This window comes from Planosporangium spinosum, from assembly GCF_049999945.1.
GTDB classification, from domain to species: Bacteria; Actinomycetota; Actinomycetes; order Mycobacteriales; family Micromonosporaceae; genus Planosporangium; species Planosporangium spinosum.
This window is the reverse complement of the sequence record NZ_JBLYUB010000002.1, coordinates 150,530-169,794: the sequence shown is the minus strand read 5'-3', so window position 1 is coordinate 169,794 and position 19,265 is coordinate 150,530. Positions and strand designations below refer to the sequence as shown.

Annotated in this window: 16 protein-coding genes; 5 read left to right on the top strand and 11 right to left on the bottom strand. The window is 73.4% G+C overall.

Translation table 11 applies throughout. The annotated features are described in order from the left end of the window. Positions 1-36: 36 nt before the first annotated feature. The 5 genes from ACNTMW_RS03570 to ACNTMW_RS03550 form a co-directional block, all read right to left on the bottom strand. Entirely contained in the window at positions 37-1,155 is a 1,119-nt protein-coding gene (locus ACNTMW_RS03570; RefSeq protein ID WP_426631883.1) for an LCP family protein, read from the bottom strand. Positions 1,156-1,332: 177 nt separating this feature from the next. Continuing rightward, entirely contained in the window at positions 1,333-2,973 is a 1,641-nt protein-coding gene (locus ACNTMW_RS03565; RefSeq protein ID WP_426631882.1) for a RecQ family ATP-dependent DNA helicase, read from the bottom strand. Between the two features lie 89 nt (positions 2,974-3,062). Continuing rightward, complete coding sequence (locus ACNTMW_RS03560) at positions 3,063-3,695, bottom strand: nucleoside/nucleotide kinase family protein (protein WP_426631881.1); 633 nt, start codon at positions 3,693-3,695, stop codon at positions 3,063-3,065. A 91-nt stretch (positions 3,696-3,786) separates the two neighbouring features. Further along, positions 3,787-4,719, bottom strand: a complete 933-nt coding sequence (locus ACNTMW_RS03555) for an NADP-dependent oxidoreductase (protein WP_426631880.1) — start codon at positions 4,717-4,719, stop codon at positions 3,787-3,789. 140 nt (positions 4,720-4,859) lie between these two features. Continuing rightward, entirely contained in the window at positions 4,860-5,201 is a 342-nt protein-coding gene (locus ACNTMW_RS03550; RefSeq protein ID WP_426631879.1) for a DUF6401 family natural product biosynthesis protein, read from the bottom strand. A gap of 118 nt (positions 5,202-5,319) precedes the next feature. On the opposite strand from ACNTMW_RS03550, the gene ACNTMW_RS03545 reads away from it, so the two are divergent. Together ACNTMW_RS03545 and ACNTMW_RS03540 are read left to right on the top strand one after the other, a co-directional pair. Continuing rightward, a complete protein-coding gene (locus ACNTMW_RS03545; protein ID WP_426631878.1) occupies positions 5,320-6,138 on the top strand; it encodes an MBL fold metallo-hydrolase in 819 nt (272 codons plus the stop codon). Between the two features lie 101 nt (positions 6,139-6,239). After that, the gene (locus ACNTMW_RS03540) at positions 6,240-8,123 is read left to right on the top strand and encodes a propionyl-CoA synthetase (protein ID WP_426631877.1); all 1,884 of its coding nucleotides are present in this window, start codon (positions 6,240-6,242) and stop codon (positions 8,121-8,123) included. A gap of 56 nt (positions 8,124-8,179) precedes the next feature. On the opposite strand, the gene ACNTMW_RS03535 is transcribed toward ACNTMW_RS03540, so the two are convergent. Then, entirely contained in the window at positions 8,180-9,247 is a 1,068-nt protein-coding gene (locus ACNTMW_RS03535) for a serine hydrolase (protein ID WP_426631876.1), read from the bottom strand. A gap of 246 nt (positions 9,248-9,493) precedes the next feature. Beyond that, positions 9,494-12,763 carry a penicillin acylase family protein gene (locus ACNTMW_RS03530; protein WP_426631875.1) on the bottom strand — a complete coding sequence of 1,090 codons (3,270 nt, stop codon included), beginning with the start codon at positions 12,761-12,763 and terminating at the stop codon, positions 9,494-9,496. Positions 12,764-13,361: 598 nt separating this feature from the next. On the opposite strand from ACNTMW_RS03530, the gene ACNTMW_RS03525 reads away from it, so the two are divergent. After that, positions 13,362-14,579 carry a helix-turn-helix domain-containing protein gene (locus tag ACNTMW_RS03525; RefSeq protein WP_426631874.1) on the top strand — a complete coding sequence of 406 codons (1,218 nt, stop codon included), beginning with the start codon at positions 13,362-13,364 and terminating at the stop codon, positions 14,577-14,579. Positions 14,580-14,595: 16 nt separating this feature from the next. Here the strand turns inward: ACNTMW_RS03525 and ACNTMW_RS03520 are convergent, their stop codons facing one another. After that, the gene (locus tag ACNTMW_RS03520; protein ID WP_426631873.1) at positions 14,596-14,730 is read right to left on the bottom strand and encodes a hypothetical protein; all 135 of its coding nucleotides are present in this window, start codon (positions 14,728-14,730) and stop codon (positions 14,596-14,598) included. Between the two features lie 31 nt (positions 14,731-14,761). Between ACNTMW_RS03520 and ACNTMW_RS03515 the strand changes: the two genes are divergently transcribed. Further along, positions 14,762-15,853 carry a protein kinase family protein gene (locus tag ACNTMW_RS03515; protein WP_426631872.1) on the top strand — a complete coding sequence of 364 codons (1,092 nt, stop codon included), beginning with the start codon at positions 14,762-14,764 and terminating at the stop codon, positions 15,851-15,853. A 28-nt stretch (positions 15,854-15,881) separates the two neighbouring features. Here the strand turns inward: ACNTMW_RS03515 and ACNTMW_RS03510 are convergent, their stop codons facing one another. From ACNTMW_RS03510 to ACNTMW_RS03500, 3 genes are all read right to left on the bottom strand, one after another. Continuing rightward, positions 15,882-17,132, bottom strand: a complete 1,251-nt coding sequence (locus ACNTMW_RS03510; RefSeq protein WP_426631871.1) for a zinc-dependent alcohol dehydrogenase — start codon at positions 17,130-17,132, stop codon at positions 15,882-15,884. Between the two features lie 155 nt (positions 17,133-17,287). Further along, positions 17,288-18,064, bottom strand: coding sequence for a DUF72 domain-containing protein (locus tag ACNTMW_RS03505; RefSeq protein ID WP_426631870.1), 777 nt, complete (start codon positions 18,062-18,064; stop codon positions 17,288-17,290). A gap of 29 nt (positions 18,065-18,093) precedes the next feature. Then, positions 18,094-18,435, bottom strand: coding sequence for an STAS domain-containing protein (locus ACNTMW_RS03500; RefSeq protein WP_426631869.1), 342 nt, complete (start codon positions 18,433-18,435; stop codon positions 18,094-18,096). Between the two features lie 198 nt (positions 18,436-18,633). Between ACNTMW_RS03500 and ACNTMW_RS03495 the strand changes: the two genes are divergently transcribed. After that, a complete protein-coding gene (locus ACNTMW_RS03495; protein WP_426631868.1) occupies positions 18,634-19,134 on the top strand; it encodes a DUF2231 domain-containing protein in 501 nt (166 codons plus the stop codon). Positions 19,135-19,265 lie beyond the last annotated feature (131 nt).

The following is a 19,265-nucleotide window of genomic DNA, read 5'->3' as shown; positions in this document are numbered from 1 at the left end:
AATCGATTTTGCGGATCGGCCGCGGCGCGCCGTCGGTCACCCGGTCGACGGGCTGTCGGTCGCGATCCAGCTCTGGTGGGTGGTGAGGAACGTGCCGACGTCGTCGGCGGCCATGGACTTCAGCAACTGCAGGCTGTCCGGTGACAGCTCCTCGTACTCGATCCCGCCGATCGTTTTCGGGTTGAACGTACCCGCGTTGGTTTTGATCATGGTCATCTTGTCGGGCCTGATGTCCTTGAGCGTGAAGATCCAGTCTGCGATGTCGACCCCGTTGTTGTAGAACGACACCGTCTTGGACAGCGACTTCAGGACCGCGTTGACCTTGGTGGGCTTGGTGAGGACGTCGGAGCTGGCCGTCTTGTGCAGCACCGCCTTGAGGAACTGCTGCTGATGGCGCTGCCGGCCGTAGTCGGAGTCGCGGAGTTCGAGCAGGTCCCGCTGGCGTACGTAGTCCAGCGCCTCCCAGTCGCTGAAGTCGTGCCAGCCCACCTCGTACACCTGCGGCTTCATGTCGGGCTTCAGACCGATCACGGTGCCGTCGGCCCGGATGTAGTACGGCACGCCCACCTGGCCGGTCCTGGTGTTGGTACCGATGTGGATCGACGTGACCTTTTCGTCGACGTACATGCGTACCCCGCCGATCGCCTGCACCAGGTCCTTGAACCCGTCGAAGTTGACGATGGCGGCGCCGTTGAACGTGAGGGCGCCGTCGGTGAGGTTGCTGATGGTCTCGGCGAGCAGCGCGAGGCCGCCGTCGCGGCCGCCGCCGTTCTGGTGCCCGCCCTGGAACGCCGCGTTGATCTTGTTGGTCTCGGCGCGGAACCCGGTGGCCGGGTACGCCGGGATGGGCACCCGGCTGTCGCGCGGGATCGAGGCCAGATAGATCGCGTCGTGGGTGGCCGGGATGTGCGCGACGATGATCGAGTCGGCCCGGGCGCCGTCGCTGGCCTTCCGGCCGGTACCGTCGTCGACGCCGACCAGCAGCAGGTTGATCGGGCCCTCGACGGAGGTGCCGCCGTCCTTGTCCGTCGCCGCCGCCGTGCCGAGGCCGCCGGAGCGGGTGATCCCGCTGGTGTAGTGGAGCAGCAGGAGCCGGCCGGCGATGAGGGTACTGCCGCTGACCACCATGAGCAGCGCACCCGTCGCGATCGCCATCCGCGCCCACAGCGGCGCCCGCCTTCGGTCGACGGACCTGCCGCGGCGTGGCTCCTTCTTCGCGGTCGGGCGCACTCCCCACCTCCCCTGGCTCCGGCCATTCGTCCTCACCCAATACACGGGTCGAGGAACCCGTTCCGTTGAACCGGGAGGAAAATCGAGGGGAGGCGATCGGCGTCAGACGGGCGTGAGCAGGCCCTCCCGCACCACGACCGGTACCGACAGCGTCTTGTAGCCGACGTCGTCGAAGAGCACGACCATCCGGTCCTCGTCGTAGCGCAGCACCATGCCGCAGCCCCACTTCGGGTGCCTGACGGTGCTGTGCACCGGGTAGGGCAGGTCCGCGGCCGGCCGCGGGGCGGGGCCGCCGCCACCGGCGCAGTTGTCGCAGTGTCCGCAGGGGCGGGTCAGGTGTTCGCCGAAGTAGGCCAGCAGGTACTGGCCGCGGCAGCCACGGGCCTGGGCGAACTGGAGCATCATGTCGGTGCGCGAGCGCTGGACGGTCTGGTGGCGCCGGATCTCCGCCAGCGCCAGCGACACCGCCTCGTCCGCCGCCGGGGCGTAGCGCGGGACGGTGACCCGGCCGTTCCGGATGGTCACCGCGGCGCCGACCCGTTCCAGCAGGGCCAGGTCCTGGGCCAGCCGGCGGGTCCCGAGCCCCAGGTCGGCGGCGATGTCGGTCTTGCGGGCCGGGCCGTCGCGCAGGGCCCGCACCACCCGGGCCAGCTCGGCGCGGTCCGGGGCGCCGCCGGTGAAGAACCGTTGCAGCGCCACGTCCTCGGCGCGGTGCAGCAGCAGGGCCCGGGCCGGCCGCCCGTCCCGGCCGGCCCGGCCGATCTCCTGCAGGTAGCTGTCGGGGGAGTCGGGCAGCGCCACGTGCACGATCCAGCGGATGTTCGGCTTGTCGATGCCCATGCCGAACGCGCTGGTCGCGACCATCACCGGGACCTCGTCGGACAGGAACGCCTCGTGCCGGCGGGTGCGCTCGCCGACGGCCATTCCGCCGTGGTACGCCTGCGCGTGGATACCCTCGTCGACCAGCCGCTCGGCCAGTTCCTCGGCGGCGCGCCGGGTGGGCACGTAGACGATGCCGGGCGGCTCGTCGGTGCGCAGCCGGGCCAGCAGCCGCTTCCACCGGTCCTCCTCGGTGACGCAGTGCACCGCCTCCAGGTACAGGTTGGGGCGGTCCAGACCGGCCACGACGACCTTGGGGGTGCGCAGCCCGAGGCGTGCCGCGATGTCCTCGCGTACCGGCGGTGACGCCGTCGCCGTCAACGCCACGACCGGCGGCCGGCCCAGTTCCCGTACCAGGTGGCCGAGCTGGAGGTAGTCGGGGCGGAAGTCGTGGCCCCAGGCGGAGATGCAGTGCGCCTCGTCCACCGCCACCAGCGCCGGCCGCAGGGCGCGCAGCTCGGCCAACCGGTCCGGCTGGCCGAGCTGCTCCGGGGTGATGAACAGGAACCGGGCCGTACCGTCGGCCAGCGCGGCGAGCGCCGCCCGCTGCCGGCCGGGTGACTCCGCCGAGCTGATCCGGACCGCGCCCAGGTGCGCGTCGTGCCGCTCGGCCAGCCCGGCGATCTGGTCGGCCTGCAACGCGAGCAGCGGGGAGACGACCACGGTCGGACCCGGCAGCAGGGTCGCCGGCACCTGGTACACGGCCGACTTGCCGTGCCCGGTGGGCAGCACGACAAGGGCGTCGCGCCGCTTCAGCACCGCGCGCATGGCGGTGAGCTGGCCGGTACGCAGCGTGCGCCAGCCGAAGTGGCGACGGGCGGCCCGGCGCAGTCGGATGCTGTGGGGGAGCAGGCTTAGCGTCATCGGGCACGGAGCGTACCGGACGCAGCGGGACAGGAAGCGATCAGAGTGGATGTATCGCAACCCTTGGGCGGCGGGAACGTCCACATCGGTCAGCCGGGATCGGCCACCAGCGCGGGGTGTCGCGGATCGTCGACGCGGACCACGACGTCGGCGAGGTCGGCCGGGGCGACCTCGGCGGCGTAGCGGGCGTACGCCGGCAGCGTCCACCGGTCGGCCGCCGGGGTGCGGCGGTCCAGCGCCGCCGGCGACATCCACAGGTGTACGACCAGGTCCAGCGGCAGCCCGGTACCGAGCAGTAACGCCCCGCTGAGCAGCAGGATGCCGCCGGGCGGCACGGTGACGTAGCCGGCCCGGGTGGCCCGGTCCGTCGCGGTGTCCCACAGTGACGGCAGGACCCGCCCGGTGCCGCCGGTACCGAGCGGGTCGAGTACCTCGCGGGTGAGGCCCCGTACGTCGAGCCAGTCCTCGTAGAAGGCGTCCGGCTCGGTCCGGCCCCGCTCCAGCCGCAGCGAGGCCGGGCGCAGGAAGTCGTCCGCGCGGACCCGCTGGACCGGCCGCCCCCGTACCCGCAACGGGTCGACCAGGGCGTCGGCGAGGTCGTGCGGCCGGGCCGGGGGTGCGCCGTCGACCGCCACCCGCAGCCACGGGGCGCCGGGCACCCCGGCGAGGCGGTCGGCCAGCTCCTCGACGAGGACGGCGGGTGAGACGGGTCGGACGGGCACGGCACTCCGGAAGCGGTCGGCGAGGTGGGGTTCGGCGGGCGGGTGGTCACGGCGGCGCCGCGTGGTCGCGGCGCCGCCGCCGTACCCGCCGCTACGCCACGGTCAGCACGATCTTGCCTCGGACGTGGCCGCCCTCCAACTCCCGCTGCGCCCCGGCCGCCTGGTCGAGCGGGTACTCGCGCGCCACCTCGACCCGCAGCCGGCCGTCGTCGGCCAGCTCACCCAGGGCCTTCAGCTGGCCACCGTTGGGGCGTACGAACACGTACCGTCCGCCCTGCTCCTTGGACGTCGGGTCGACGACCGAGACGTGGCGTCTGGCCGACCGCACGAGGGCCGGGGACTGTTCGAGGGCCGGCCCGCCCACGTAGTCGAGCACCGCGTCGACCCTGCCGTCGCCGCCGACCACCTTCGCGAGCCGGTCGGGCAGGTCGGGGCCGTACTCGATCGCCTCGGCGCCCAGCGAACGGATGAAGTCGTGGTTGCGCGGCGAGGCGGTGCCGATCACCCGGGCCGCGCCGAGCGCCCGCGCGATCTGGACGGCGAGGTGCCCCACCCCGCCGGCGGCGGCGTGCACGAGCACCACGTCGCCCGCGCCGACGTCGACCGCGTTCAGCGACTGCAGGGCGGTCAGCCCCGCCAGCGGCAGCCCGCCGGCCTGGGCGAAGGTCAGCGAGTCCGGCTTGGGCGCCACCGCCTCCTCGCGGACCCGGACCAGCTCGGCGTAGGTGCCCCACTGGATGTGGTCCTTGCGGGCGTACGCCATGACCGCGTCACCGACGGCCACCCGGGTAACGGCCGGGCCGACCGCGACCACCTCGCCGGCCACGTCCCAGCCGGGCACCAGCGGGAAGTGGTACGGGAACAGGTCCTTCAGGTAGCCGGCCCGGATCTTGTAGTCGACCGGGTTGATCCCGGCGGCGCGGACCCGGATCAGTACCCCGTCCGGGCCGGTCACCGGGTCCGGCAGGTCCTCCAGATGCAGCACGTCCGCGTCGCCGAACTCGTTCTGCACAACAGCTCTCATGGATGTCTCCAACCGCCGTGACCGGATCTGGATGCCCGGTCGGGCGGCGGTGTGACGCGCGCCTCACCCGGGGCACCGAATGATTCGGTTACCCCACCCACGCGCCGGCTATCCCGTTGCGGGCGGCCGGCAGGGGGAGGTCACCGCCCGCGGCCGTCGGCGGCGAGCGCGCAGACCGCGAGCAGGCGCACCGCGCGCCAGTCCGCGTGCGCCCAGTCGATCGGCGCGGGCAGCTCCCAGCCGGTCTCCTCGGCGGCGTGGATGAGACCTTCGGCGTACCCGGCGAGCGCCACCGTACTGGGCACGGCCCGGCCGTCCCCGAGCGCGTCGCGCACCTCGGCCGCGTGCCGGTCGAGCGCCGCCAGCAGGCCCGGCAGCCGCCGGGCCACGGCGAGCCCGTCGGCGCCCAGGACCGCCGTCAGGTCGCGCAGCAGCTCCCGCGCGGCGTCCAACCGACCCGGTATCGCAGATCCCTCGTACACGACGGTCTTCTCGGCTGGCGGGTGGCCCGGCTCAACCCATGTGACCGCATCGAAACCGAGCGGCACCGGACATGATCGTCGCAACGGTGGGTACGACCGGGCCGGGAGGTGCACGCCCATGTCGCCGGATGCCTCGGTCACCTTCGTGGGGACCGCCACCACGCTGCTGCACCTGGGGGAGTTCACGCTGCTGACCGACCCCAACTTCCTGCACGCCGGGGAAGCGGCCTACCTCGGGTACGGGCTGTGGTCGCGGCGGCGCACGCAGCCCGCGCTCGACGTCGACGAGCTGCCCACCGTCGACGCGGTCGTGCTGTCGCACCTGCACGGCGACCACTTCGACCGGGTCGCCAAGGCCCGGCTGCCGCGGGCGCTGCCGATCGTGAGCACCCCGTCCGCGGCGTACCGGCTGGAGCGCACCTGGCGCTTCCGCGACACGGTCGGGCTGCGGCCCTGGTCGCGGATCGAGTTCCACAAGGGCGACCAGACCGTCCGGGTGACGGCGGTGCCCGGCCAGCACGGTCCGGCCCTGGTCCACCTGCTGATGCCCGAGACCATCGGCAGCGTCATCGACTGGGAGGTCGGCGGCGAGCGTCGGCTGCGGCTCTACGTCACCGGTGACACCCTGTGCCGGCCGTGGCTGCGCGAGATACCGCAGCGGCTGCCCGGTATCGACGTGATGCTCGCGCACCTCGGCGGTACGAAGGTGCTGGGGGTCCTGCTGACCATGGACGGCCGGCAGGGCGCCGACCTGGTCGAGATGATCCGGCCGTCGCTGACGCTGCCGATCCACTACGACGACTACCCGGTTTTCCGGTCGCCGCTGTCCGACTTCCTGTCCGCGGTGCGCCGGCGTGGCCTGGACCCGCTGGTCCGGCCGCTGCACCGGGGCGAGACGGCGAGTCTGGCACCGGTGCCCCACTCCGCGCAGCGCTGACCGGCCGGATTCACCCGTCCAGGGCACCGTTCGGCGCACGGTCGGCCCGCCGGCCCGGTCGGCTCTGGCCGACCGGGGCGCCGGCCGGCCAGGATGGTCGTATGAACGGCTACCGCACGGCGTACCAGCGCAGCATCACCGATCCCGCGGGCTTCTGGGGCGAGGCCGCCGCCGCCCTCGACTGGGTACGGCAGCCTGGGCGGGTCCTCGACCGCGACCGTGCGCCGTTCTTCCGCTGGTTCCCCGACGGCGAGCTCAACACCTGCCACAACGCCCTGGACCGGCACATCGACGCCGGTGCCGGGGACCGGCCGGCGCTGATCTACGACAGCCCGGTGACCGGCACCGTCCGCACGTACACCTATCGGGAGCTGCGCGACGAGGTGGCCCGCTGCGCCGGCGTACTGCGGGACCTGGGCGTGGGCCGGGGTGACCGGGTCGTCGTGTACCTGCCGATGGTGCCCGAGGCGGTGGTCGCGATGCTGGCCTGCGCGCGGCTCGGCGCGGTGCACTCGGTGGTCTTCGGTGGCTTTGCCGCCCACGAGCTGGCGGTGCGCATCGACGACGCGAAGCCGACCGTCGTCGTCTCGGCGTCCTGCGGTATCGAGGTCAACCGCGTGGTGCCCTACAAGCCCATGCTCGACGCCGCGCTCGAGGAGTCGACCCACAAGCCGCGGCACTGCGTGATCCTGCAGCGTCCACAGTGCACCGCGGAGCTGGTGCCAGGTCGCGACGTCGACTGGAACGAGGCGGTCGCCGGTGCCGAACCCGCCGGGTGCGTGCCGGTCGCCGCCACCGACCCGCTCTACGTCCTCTACACCTCCGGCACCACCGGCCGGCCCAAGGGCGTGGTGCGCGACAACGGCGGGCACGCCGTGGCGCTGCACTGGTCGATGGGCAACATCTTCGACACCGGGCCGGGCGAGGTGTTCTGGGCCGCCTCCGACGTCGGCTGGGTGGTCGGCCACTCGTACATCGTCTACGCGCCGCTGCTCGCCGGCGCGACCACCGTGCTGTACGAGGGCAAACCGGTCGGTACGCCCGACGCCGGCGCGTTCTGGCGGGTGGTCGCCCAGCACCGGGTGACGACGCTGTTCACCGCGCCGACCGCGCTGCGCGCGATCAAGAAGGAGGACCCGGACGGCGCGCGGATCGCCGACCACGACCTGTCCTCGCTGCGCCACCTCTTCCTGGCCGGCGAGCGGCTCGACCCGGAGACGTACGCGTGGGCGGGCGCGCGCCTGGGTGTGCCGGTCGTCGACAACTGGTGGCAGACCGAGACCGGCTGGCCGGTCGCGGCCAACCCGCGGGGACTGGAGCCGCTGCCGACGAAGCCGGGCTCGCCGTCGGTACCCGTACCGGGCTTCGACGTCCGGGTGGTCGACGCGGCCGGTGACGACGTGCCGCCGGGAACCGACGGGTCCATCGTGATCCGGCTGCCGCTGCCGCCCGGCTGCCTACCCACGTTGTGGGGCGACGACGAGCGGTTCGTCGCCTCGTACCTGTCGGCGTTCCCCGGCAACTACCTGACCGGCGACGGCGGCCGCTTCGACGCTGACGGGTACCTGTACGTCATGGGCCGCACCGACGATGTCATCAACGTCGCCGGCCACCGGCTGTCCACCGGGGCGATGGAGGAGGCCCTCGCCGGGCATCCGGCGGTCGCCGAGTGCGCCGTCATCGGGGTGGCCGACGAGCTGAAGGGCCAGGTGCCGCGCGGCTTCGTGGTACTCAAGGCCGGCGTGGCGGCCGATCCCGACGCGCTCGCCGCGGAGCTGGTCGCGCTGGTCCGCCAGCGTGTCGGCGCGGTCGCCGCGCTGCGCCGGGTCGACGTCGTACCCGCGCTGCCCAAGACGCGCTCCGGGAAGATCCTGCGCCGGACCATGCGGGGGATCGCCGACGGCGTCGCCGAGCCGGTCCCGTCGACGATCGACGACCCGGCGGTCCTCGACGCGCTGCGGCCGGTGCTGACCCGCCGCGGATGACCGCGGTAGGGGAGGGGCACCCGCACCGGCTGTCCCTGCCCTACCACCGGCTGCCGCTAGGGCGCCAGTTGCCGCGCCACGCTGCGGCAGACCTCGGCGCCGTTGTCGAGGCCGTACCGCGCCGGGTAGCGCGTCAGGACCGACAGCGACCAGCCGTCGGCGACGGCGAGGCAGTTGACGTGCCAGGTGCCGTCCCCCCACTTCGTCCAGCCGTTCTTGATGGCCACGCCGGGGCGCACGTCGACGATGCCGAAGCGGCCCTCGCCGCGCACCTGGCGCATCTCGCCGAGCAGCCAGGCGGTCCACCGGGCGTTGGTGACCGTACCGTCGGCGATGCAGTCGGCCATCCGTACCGCGTCGCGCGCGGAGATCTCGGTGAGGCTCCACCAGCCGGAGTGCACCGTGGTGTCGGTGAGCCCGCAGGTCGAGATCAGACGCCTGATCACCGCGTCGCCGCCGCGGCGCAGATACAGCTGCTCCGCCGCCTGGTCGTCGCTGTCGCGGATCATCCGGCGCAGCAGGTCGATCTCGTCCGCGCGGGGCTCCCGGCCGCCCAGTCCCTGCAGGTAGTCGGCCGCGATCCAGGCCTTCACCATCGACTCGGTCGAGTTGGTGCCGCTGTCGCCACCGGTGGACACGGCCCCGGTGGTCCGGTCGAGGAGGGCCCAGCTGACCCACTCTCCCGGTACCCGGTCGACCGTCACGGCAGCCGCCCCGGTCGGCGCGGGGGACTGCTGCGCCTGAACCGCGAGCGGGGTGACGTCCGGCGGGCGCCAGCCCGCCGACGTGGTCGGTCCGGCCGGTCCGGCCGCACCTCCGGCAGCGGCGGTGGGGCCGGCCGACGGTGCCGGGGACGGCGTGGCGGTGCCGCTGGCTGTCGTGCGGACCGCGGCGGGGCCGAGCGCCGCCGCGGGCGGGGCCGATCCGGGGCCCCGCGCGACGCAGCTGGCCGTGATCAGCGTGGCCAGCAGGGTGGTGGCGAGCGCCAGCCCGGCCGGCCTGGTCGGCCGGGTGGCGCCTGGCCCGGGCGCCCGCGAGCCGGCGCGGGCCCCGCCCTCCCGTCCGGGCCTGCCGGCCCGCGGCGTTCCGCCCTCCCGTCCGGGCCTGCCGTCCCGTGCCGACATGCGCTCCCGGGTGGGTCCGTCCATCCGCGCGGGCCGCCCCGCTCGAAGCGGCGGGTCCTGCCGGACGGCACGTCCCGACCGGGCGGGCCGGGCGACACCGGCCTGCTCACTGGGGGAGGCTCGACGGTGCGCGTTGCTGGACATCGGTGTGTGATGCTAGTACCACATATCAGCAAAAAGGGGCAGATCGCTCTATTTTGCTCCGGTGCTGGCGTGTCGGCGCGGACACCGGCCATCGGGCGCCGGTCAGTGCGGGTACACCTCGAACTCGTACAGCGAGTAGCCGTAGCCGGTGGCCCGCCGCTGGCCCACCACGCGCACGTACCGGGCGGTCGTCGGCGCGAACGTGTCGTTGTCGACGCCGCCGTTGCCGACGTCGGTCGACCACACCGGTCGCCAGGCGCCGTCGTCGCCGGCCACGTCGATCCGGTACGCGCTCGCGTAGGCCGCCTCCCACCGCAGCACGACGCGGGAGACCGGCTGGACGCCGCCGAGGTCCACCCGGATCCACTGGTCGTCGCTCCAGGCGCTGGCCCAGCGGGTACTCCGGTCACCGTCCACCGCGGCCGCCGTCGAGTACAGCAGCTGCGTGCTCGACGCGGTCACCGGCCGCCCGGCGGCCAGGTTGGCGACGGTGTCGCCCTGCGCCGCCGGGAACGACACCACCTGCTGGTACGTGGGGCGGTTCTGCCAGGCGACCGGCGGCTGGGTGATGCCGCCGAACGGCGCGTGCACAATCGCGTCGGCGCACCACTGGTTGCCCGCCGCACAGGTGTCGTCGCCGGGGTACACCTGGGCCGGGGTCTGCGCGGCGGCCCGCCCCAGCGCGCCGAGCAGAGCCTGCCGGCACGCCGCCACGTCACCGCCGCCGCAGTACCGCCGGGGCAGCGGCGCGGCCACCGGATCGCCGAGCACCGCCCGCAGGTCCTTGTCGACGTAGCCCCACCAGCCGTACTGGAACGACGAGCCCTTGTGCGGCTGCGCCTCGTTCACCGACGACGGCCCACCGGAGGCGTCGCCCTGCTGGCCGCCCGACGGCGACTCGTTGATCTGCATCGCGGCGGCGAGCGACGTGTACAGGCCGTCCCCGAGGTCGCCGCGGAACTCGGCCGACACCAGCAGCGGCCACCACGCGTCGAAGACGCGGATCGCGTCGGCGTGCCGGTACACCTTCGAGCCGGGCGCGGTCTCGACCCGCTCGGCCCCCGCGGCCCGCCACGCGGTCAGCTTGGCCACCGCGTCGGCCAGCGCCGGGTCGGTCACCGGCTGGCTGGTCAGGACCCGCAGCAGGGTGCCCAGGACCCGCTCGCCGCGCAGGTCGGTGACGGCCGCGTCCTCGGCGACGCGGACCGTACCCGCCCGGTCGAGCGTGCCGCCGCCGGCGAGCGCCGCCCGCACCCGTGCGTCGAGCAGGTCGGCGCGGTGCACCGCGCCGAAGCTGAAGTTGCCGTCGGCCGCCGAGAAGTCCTTGGCCTGCTTGTTGTTCCAGCTGACGAAGTAGTCCTGGTTGACACCCTGCGGGTGCGCCGCCGCAGGCAGGTAGTTGGCCGTGTTGGTGTCCGGGGAGTAGCCCTGCCACTCGTACGCCGGTTCGGCGCGCACCGGCAGGTTCGGGTCCGCGCCGGCCGCCCGGACCGGGTTGAGGCCGGAGGTGAAGTACGCACTGTCGCGTGCGTTGACGAAGAACCAGTTGAACGCGTACCCGACCTGTGCCGCCGCGTTCGTGAACCCGGCCGGGGACCGCATCGTGTCGGGCTCGTTGAACATCTGGAAGCCGATCGCCGAGTCGGCCTCGTGCCGGTAGGTCGAGCGCAGACTGGTGAACGCCACCGGCTGGCCGCCGACCGTGCCGCGCCAGCTCACCAGGCCGTACCTGGTCCGCAGCGCCTGCAGCCGGTACGAGCCGGCCGGCGTGCCGTCGGCGACGGTGGGCTGCCACGAGTTGCGCCGCTCCAGCACCTCCATCGCCAGGCACTGCCCGTGCCAGCGGTAGTGTTGCGACCTCACCGTCGCCGGGCTGCCGTCCGGCTCGCACAGCGGCACGGCGTACGTGTCGGTGATGTCGTGGGCGGCCGACGTGGCGCTCCACGAGTAGTCCAGGCCCCGGCCGATCGGCACGTACAGGTTGAGCCCGGCGAACGCGATGCCGCGCGCGGTGATTCCGGGCCCGCGCAGCTCCTGCACCATGAGCAGTTGCGGGGAGAAGTACCCGGTCTGCGGGCCGAACACCGCGATCGGGTGACCGGTGGCCGACTTGCGTGCCGAGATGACGACCGCGTTCGACATTCCCTGGTGTGGATCTCCGAGGTGGAGTCCGGGAAGCGCGCCGCCGGTGCCGGTGACACCCGCGGAGCCGGTCTTGTCGTACGCCACCGGCTCGGGCGTGGCCGATCCGCTGTCCGGCAGCGCCACCCCGGCGTCGCTCGCCGGCGGTGCGCCGTACGGGAAGCTCTGCCCGTCGTGCAGGGTCAGGACGGCCTCGGGGTCGTTCTGTTCGCGGAAGGCGGCCCAGACCCGGTCGCCCTCGCTCACGCCGTACCGGGCCCGCGCGGCGATGCGGACCAGTGCGGACTGCATCTCCGCGCCACCACCGCCGCCGAAGATGCCGCCGATGACCCCGGCGGTGGCGATCAGGTCGGTCGGTGTGAACGGCTGCGGGCCACCGGCGTTGGTGATGGCGTCGAGGTGGCCGGTCAGCACGTACTCGCCCGGGCAGTACCGGCCGGCCATGCAGTCGGCGATGTACCTGTTGACCCCGGCGACGTAGTTGGTCACGTCGTCGTACAGTTGCGCGCCCCGGGTGCCCTGCCGGCGCAGGTTCTCCACCTGGGCCTGCAGGTCGGCCTCGGTGTACGGGGAGCTGCGCCACACGCTCTGCTCGAGCGCCTGGTTGCCGGGGGCGCCCCCGGCGAACGAGGTGAGCTGCCCGCGCCCCACGTGCCGTAGCAGGTCCATGACGAACAGCCGGTCCTGCGCGCCCGCGTATCCGGCGCCGAACATGGTGCCGGCCCGGGTCGTGCCGGTGATGTGCGGCGTGCCGGTCGCCTTGTCCCGCACGATCGTGACGTCGGTGCGCGGGCGGTCGGTGCGCTCCACCTCGCCGGCCGGTACGCCCAGCGAGGCGTCGTTGAAGTAGCGCGTGATCTGGTCGTCGGTGAGCCCGGCGTAGTGGTAGACCAGGTTGGCGTACCGGTCGAGCTGGTCGCCGGAGTGCGCCGGCCGGGTACCGAGGGTCTGGTGGGCGAGGATGTCGGCGAGGGTCGCGTTGCCGTTCTGACCGGGCGGCAGGATGTCGGCGCACTGGCCGAGGCAGTAGTCGTCGCCGGCAGCGGTCGCCGCGGTGGTCGCGGTCCGGGCGCCCGCTGTCCCGGTGCCACCTGCCCCGATGGCACCAGTCCCGCCGGCCGCACCCGCGGGCGCGGCCGGCGCCGACGCGGCGGCGACCGCGGTCGCGCCGACCGTGACGAGGACCGCGAGTCGGAGGGTGGCACGTCTGCCGGGCCGTCGTGCGCGCATCGCGGGCTCCCTTCGGTGAGGGGTGCGGGTCGACGACCGGCGCGGCCCGACGGGCACCGACGTGAATAAGATTCGGAAACCGAATATTAACAATGGCCTTTATCAATGTAATGAGGGCGTGCGCCAGTCGCACGACAACCTGAAACGGGCCATCATGAAACGGCCGCCACGAAACGGCTGGGCCCTTGCCGGCTTCCCGCCGATCAGTTGCCCGGCTCTCTGCCGATCAGTTGCCCGGCTCTCCGCCGATCAGTTGCCGGCTTCCCGCCGACCGTAGGGGCCGCTCCACCGGCTGTCGGCTCGGTGCTGTCGATTTCCCGCGGCGGACGTCGGCGCGGCGTAGCTTGTGCGGGGCGGCAACGGCCCTCGGGGGTACGGGGTCGCCCGCGCGACGACGACGCTCCCATGAGGACCGCGCACGTGCGCAATGCGCCGTACCAGACTCTTCGTGTGATGTCCCCTATCGGAGCGTTGCGGCAAAGGGGCAGCTCACGGCACATCACGGGGTTTGCTCCATGGTGGGCGGCGGCCGGAACCGCACATTTTGTGCAACCCGGCCGTCCAGCCATCACTACGCTCACCATTCGTGGGGGGAAACATGGAAATCCGTAACCGCGATATCGGGCGAAGGGTCAGCTACTGGCGGACCCGTCGGGGGCTCACCCGCCAGCAGTTCGCCGAGCTCGTCGGCCGCTCCACGAGCTGGGTGGACAAGGTGGAGAGCGGGCAGCGGGGGCTGGTACGCCTGCCCATGCTCGAGGCTGTCGCCAGCGCACTGCAGGTCGACGTCGCGGCGCTCACCGACGACGACGTGGCGCGGCGGGTCGCCGGCTGCCCCGACGCCGTCGAGGTGCGCGCCATCCGGGGCGCGCTCGGCTCGTACCGGGTCATCCTCGGCGGTGTCGGCGCCCCGCCCGACCTGGCCCGGCTGCGCGCCCAGGTCGACCACGCCTGTTCGGCCTGGCTGTCGTCGCACTTCACGACGATCGGTCGGGTGCTGCCGGGCCTCATCGCCGACGCGCAGCGCGCGGTCGAGGCGCTCGACGGCGCCGCCCGGGTACAGGCGGCGCGGTGCCTGGTGATGAGCTACCGGCTCGCGTCGTCGACGCTGCTCAAGCTGGAGAACGCCGGGATGGCCTGGCTGGCCGCCGATCGCGCGATGATGTCCGCCCGCTGCGTCGACGACACCGTCTGCCTGGCCCGCGCCGCCCGCTGCGTCGCGCGCGCCCTGGCCTGCCACGGGCAGTCCCGGGAGGCCCTGGCCGCGCTCGTGGCGATGGCCGACCGGATGGAGCCCGAACTCGCCTCGCGCGACCCGCAGCTGCTGTCGCTGTACGGGATGCTGCTGCTGCCCGCCGAGATGGTGGCCGCCCAGGACGCCGACGCCGACACCGCTCTGGCCATGCACCGCCGCGCCGAGGAGATCGCCCGCCGGCTCGGGCCCGGCTACTGCGACCCGGTCAACGCCTTCGGCACCACGAACGTCGCCCTGCACCGGCTGGCGGCCCTGGTGCGGATGGAGGAGGGCGGGCGTGCGGTCGGGTACGCCCGCAGTGCGATCGAGCCGCAGTCGCTGGCCCGGCTGCCACGGGAACGGAAGGCGGCCTACCTGCTCGACATGGCCGAGGCGTACCGCCAGTGCCGGCAGTACTCCGAGGCCACCGTCGCCGTGGCGCGGGTCGAGCAGGTGGCGCCCGAGGAGGTGCGCCGCCGGCCCGCCACGCACGCGCTGATCCGGCGGCTGCTCGACGTCACGTCGGGGCAGCCGGCGGTGGTGCTGCGCCAGGTCGCCGACCGGGCCGGGGTGGTGTGCTGACGCGGCCCGCGTCCGGCTACCTGCGTCTGCCGAACATCGCCCGCATGGCGGCCAGCAGCAGCACCGTACCGACGACGATGCCGACCAGTCGCATGCCGCCCACCGCGGCGGACTCGGGGGACGCGAGCGGGGTCAGCGCAGTGACAGCCATGGCTCCATGGTCGCACCCCGATACTGGTCGGATGGATCTTCTTCCGCCCGGTACCGCCGGATCCGACACCGTCCCGGCGTCGCTGGGCACCGTGGTCGCCCACGAGTCGCTCACCCACAACGCCGGCAACGCCGCGACCGGCGGCATCTGGCGGGTACGGGGGTCGGCCGGTACGGCGGTCCGCAAGGTGTTCCGGCCGCCGGCCGACCCGCCGGTGGGCTCACCGGCCTGGCAGACCAGCGACGAGCCGACCCACTGGAACTACTGGCGGCGCGAGTACCTCGCCTACACCACCGGGCTGGCCGCGAGGGCCTACGAGGGCACCGGCATCGCCGCTCCGGCGCTCGTCGGCGCGGCGGAGCGCCCGGACGGGACGGTCGAGCTGTGGCTGGCCGAGGCGACCGGCGTCGCCGGTCCGCAGTGGACACCGGAGCGGATCGCGGCGTCCGCCCGCCAGCTCGGCGCGGCGCAGGCCCGCTGGGTCGACCGGGTACCCGACGAGCCGTGGCTGTCGCGGCGCTGGCTGGCCCAGTACGTCGCCGACCGCCGGCCCTGGGTGCCCGAGCCGGTGCCGTGGGACCACCCGGCCGCCGAGGTGTGGTCGGACCGGGTGCGCCGCCGGATGCGACCGCTGTGGGAGCGCCGCCACGACCTGGTCGCCGCCGCCGAGGCGGCCCCGCGCACACTGTGCCACCTCGACGTCTGGCCGATGAACCTGGTCGCCGACGGTCCCCGGACCGTCCTGCTGGACTGGGCGTTCACCGGCGAGGGTGCGCTGGGCGAGGACGTCGCCAACCTCGTCGTCGACAGCTTCACCGACGGCTTCTTCGACCCCGCCCTGGTACCGGAGGTCGCCTCCGCGGTCGTCGAGGCGTACCTGGCGGGGCTACGCGACGGCGGCTGGCGCGGCTCGCCGGAGGTGGTACGCCGGGCGGTCGCCGCGTCGGGTGCGGCCAAGTACGCCTGGATGGCACCCGCGATGCTGTGCGGGGCGGCGCGCGGCGACGCCCGGGGCGGGCTGAACTCCTACGACCCGGACTCGTCGGCGGCGCAGGTCCGGGCGCGCCGGGCGACGCTGCTGGACCTCCTGGTCCAGTGGGCGGACGAGGCGACCGCCCACTGAGGGGCCGGGGCGGCCGCCGCCCGTCCGGTCAGCCGCGTGCCTTGAGTAGCACCTTGACCGTGCCGTCCACCTTCTTCTGGAAGTTCTCGTACGCCTGGGGCGCCTCGGCGAGCGGTACCCGGTGGGTGGCGAAGTGGTCCACGCCGAGCGGGTCCTCGTCGGTCAGCAGCGGCATGATGTCGTCGACCCAGGTCCGGACGTTGGCCTGGCCCATGCGCAGCTCGATCTGCTTGTCGAACAGTTCCAGCATCGGCAGCGGGTCGGCCAGGCCGCCGTACACGCCGATGAGGGAGACGGTGCCGCCACGCCGCACCGTATCGATCGCCATGTACAGCGCGCCCAGCCGGTCCATGCCCGTCTTCTCGGCCAGCTTGGCGGTGAGCGCGTCCGGCAGGCTCACGCCGATCTTCTCGCCGATCGTGGTCTGCGGCGAACCGTGCGCCTCCATGCCGACCGCGTCGATGACCGAGTCCGGCCCCCGGCCGGCGGTCATCTCCCGGATCGTGGCGACGATGTTCTCGTGCTCGTTGAGGTCGAGCGCCTCCACGCCGTTGGTGCGGGCCCGCTCCAGGCGTTCCGGTACCAGGTCGACGCCGATCACCCGGGCGGCGCCGCGGTGCATCGCGATGCGGGTGCACATGTCGCCGATCGGTCCCAGGCCGTAGACGACCACGCTGCCGCCCGGCGGTATCGCCGCGTACTCGACGGCCTGCCAGGCCGTCGGCAGCACGTCCGACAGGTAGACGAACCGGTCGTCCGGTGGCCCGTCGGGCACCTTGATCGGCCCGAACTCCGCCTGCGGTACCCGCAGCAGCTCCGCCTGCCCGCCGGGGACGTGCCCGTACAGCTTGGTGTACCCGAACAGCGCCGCGCCCGTGCCGTACTCGCGGACCTGGGTGACCTCGCACTGCGTCGGCAGACCCTCCAGGCACATGAAGCAGTGCCCGCACGCGATCTGGAACGGCACGACCACCCGGTCACCGGTCTTGAGGGTGTTGACCCCCGAGCCGACCTCGAGCACCTCGCCCATCGCCTCGTGGCCGAGGATGTCGCCCTCGGTCATGAACTGCCCCATCATCTCGTACAGGTGCAGGTCGGAGCCGCAGATGCCGGTCGACGTGACCTGGATGATGGCGTCCTCCGGATCCTGGATCACCGGATCGGGGACCGTGTCGACGCGTACGTCGCGCTTGCCGTGCCAGGTGACTGCCTTCATCGCCGCTTCCTTCCCGATCAGGTGGGCGGCGTCCAACTGCCACACGGTCGGGCGGCGCCCCACGTCCCGCAGAGTCCAACTAACCCTTGTCCAACTGACCCTTCGCGAGCGGCTACCCGCCACGGATCGGGCGAAACGGGCGGGCTTCATGATCGGGATCGATGCGCCGGCTGGTGGATCGACACGTCGGCTCGCTGATCGACCCGCCGGCCGGTGGATCAGTCCACCAGCTCGTGCCGGGGGTCGTACCGGGCCCGGCTCACCGGCACGCCGCGACGGCCGGCCAGCCGGGCCAGCGCCACCGCGTCGCGGATGGCGGCGCCGCCGGGGTCGTTGTTGAAGTACACGTACACGTCCCGGTGGGCCTCGTACGTGTCCGTGATCCGGTCCAGCCACGTGCTCAGCGCCTGGCGGCCGTACCCGGGGCGGGGGGTCGCCCGCCCCTCGTGCAGCCGCAGGTAGCCCCAGTCGGCGGTCCGCCACACCGGCGTGACCGGGCGTCCGAGCCGGTCGGCCCAGCACAGGGCGGCGCCGTGGCGGGCCAGGGTGTCCCGGACGGCCGGTACCCACCAGGACTCGTGCCGGGGCTCGACGGCGACCCGGACGTGCGGCGGGAACTCGGCGAGGGCGGCGTCGAGCAGGTCGGCGTCGGCGCGCAGGTTCGGTGGCAGTTGCAGCAGTACCGGGCCGAGCTGGTCGCCCAGGCCGGCGGCGTGGTCGAGGAACCGGGCGACCGGCTCGGCCGGGTCGCGCAGCCGCTTGATGTGGGTCAGGTACCGGCTCATCTTCACGCCCACCACGAAGTCGTCCGGGGTGCGGGCGCGCCAGTCGGCGAACGTGGTCCGCTCGGGCAGGCGGTAGAAGGCGTTGTTGACCTCGACCGTGGCGAATGCGGCCGCGTACCGCTCCAGCCACTGCCGCTGCGGCAGTTCCCGCGGGTAGAAGCGGCCGCGCCAGTCCCGGTACTGCCACCCGGACGTGCCGACGAGGATCACGTCCGGGTCGTACCCAGCCGGGGCGGTCGCTACGCGGACGGCCGGTCGGTGCCGGTCTCCACCCGCGGTGCGAGGTGGGCGAGCGCGCCGGTCAGTTCGAGCACCCGCCGGACCACACCGGTGGCCCGGGTCACCACCAGGACGGCGCCGCGCCGGTGGGTGGCCCGGTAGGCCCGGTTGAGCGCGGCGACGCCGCTGGAGTCCAGGAACCGGAGCGCGCCGAGGTCGATCTCGACCCGGTCGGTCGGTTCGGCCTCGGCGAGCCCGCAGAGCATGGTGCCGAACGGCCCGGCGGCCGCCACGTCCATCTCACCGGCCGCGATGACGGACACCGTGCGGCCCCGGCGGTTGACGGCATAGACGAAAGTCATCGAAGCCTCCTTCCCCGCACAATTGCCTGAATAGATATCTTTCGCTACGGTCGGCCGGTCCGCACGCCCAGAGGTACGGACGACGCCGATCCCGCCCGGTGGCGTTCAGCTTCTTTTCAGGAGCAACTTCTTTCCAGGATCAACAACCACGATGCAAGATGACGGCGACCGAGTCGCCACACCGGACAGGAGGCCATCGTGCCCGACACCGTCAACGGGATACCGCTGCATCCGCTCGTCGTACACGCCGTGGTGGTGCTGTTGCCGCTCGCCTGCCTGGGGGTCGTCGCCATCGCGGTGCGCACCTCGTGGCGGGCCCGGTACGGCGGGGTCGTGGTCGCCCTCGCGGCGTTGGCCACCGTGGCCGTCCCGATCGCCACCAGTTCCGGGGAGAGCCTGGAGCGATCCGTCGGCTCTCCGGGTGAGCACGCCGAACTCGGTGACAGTCTGCTGTGGTTCGCGGCGCCGCTGCTGGTGGCCGCCGTGGCGCTGTACCTGCTGCACCGGCGGGCCGTCGCGGGCGCGTCGGGGACGGACGCCGGGCCGGCCGCGCGGCACTCCCCGCTCATGCTCGCCGTCATGGCGTTCGCCGTGGTGATCGCCCTGGCCAACCTGGTGCAGGTCTACCGGGTCGGCGACAGCGGGGCCCGCGCGGTGTGGCAGGGCACCACCAGTCGGGCACCGGCCAAGAGCCGCTGACCACCCGGGGTTCGGGTGCGTCGCGCCGACGTGACCCCGGGGCCGGGGTGCCGTCGTGACCTCGGGGCCGGGGTGCCGACGTGACCTCGGGGCCGGGGTGCCGACGTGACCCGGGGTCGGGGTGCCGACGT

What these genes read in the sequence shown, in the direction of transcription:
- ACNTMW_RS03565 (WP_426631882.1), bottom strand. Translation starts at nt 2,973, where the DNA reads ATGACGCTAAGCCTGCTCCCCCACAGCATCCGACTGCGCCGGGCCGCC.
- ACNTMW_RS03570 (WP_426631883.1), bottom strand. Translation starts at nt 1,155, where the DNA reads ATGGCGATCGCGACGGGTGCGCTGCTCATGGTGGTCAGCGGCAGTACC.
- ACNTMW_RS03530 (WP_426631875.1), bottom strand. Translation starts at nt 12,763, where the DNA reads ATGCGCGCACGACGGCCCGGCAGACGTGCCACCCTCCGACTCGCGGTC.
- ACNTMW_RS03545 (WP_426631878.1), top strand. Translation starts at nt 5,320, where the DNA reads ATGTCGCCGGATGCCTCGGTCACCTTCGTGGGGACCGCCACCACGCTG.
- ACNTMW_RS03555 (WP_426631880.1), bottom strand. Translation starts at nt 4,719, where the DNA reads ATGAGAGCTGTTGTGCAGAACGAGTTCGGCGACGCGGACGTGCTGCAT.
- ACNTMW_RS03525 (WP_426631874.1), top strand. Translation starts at nt 13,362, where the DNA reads ATGGAAATCCGTAACCGCGATATCGGGCGAAGGGTCAGCTACTGGCGG.
- ACNTMW_RS03520 (WP_426631873.1), bottom strand. Translation starts at nt 14,730, where the DNA reads ATGGCTGTCACTGCGCTGACCCCGCTCGCGTCCCCCGAGTCCGCCGCG.
- ACNTMW_RS03535 (WP_426631876.1), bottom strand. Translation starts at nt 9,247, where the DNA reads ATGTCGGCACGGGACGGCAGGCCCGGACGGGAGGGCGGAACGCCGCGG.
- ACNTMW_RS03540 (WP_426631877.1), top strand. Translation starts at nt 6,240, where the DNA reads ATGAACGGCTACCGCACGGCGTACCAGCGCAGCATCACCGATCCCGCG.
- ACNTMW_RS03515 (WP_426631872.1), top strand. Translation starts at nt 14,762, where the DNA reads ATGGATCTTCTTCCGCCCGGTACCGCCGGATCCGACACCGTCCCGGCG.
- ACNTMW_RS03500 (WP_426631869.1), bottom strand. Translation starts at nt 18,435, where the DNA reads ATGACTTTCGTCTATGCCGTCAACCGCCGGGGCCGCACGGTGTCCGTC.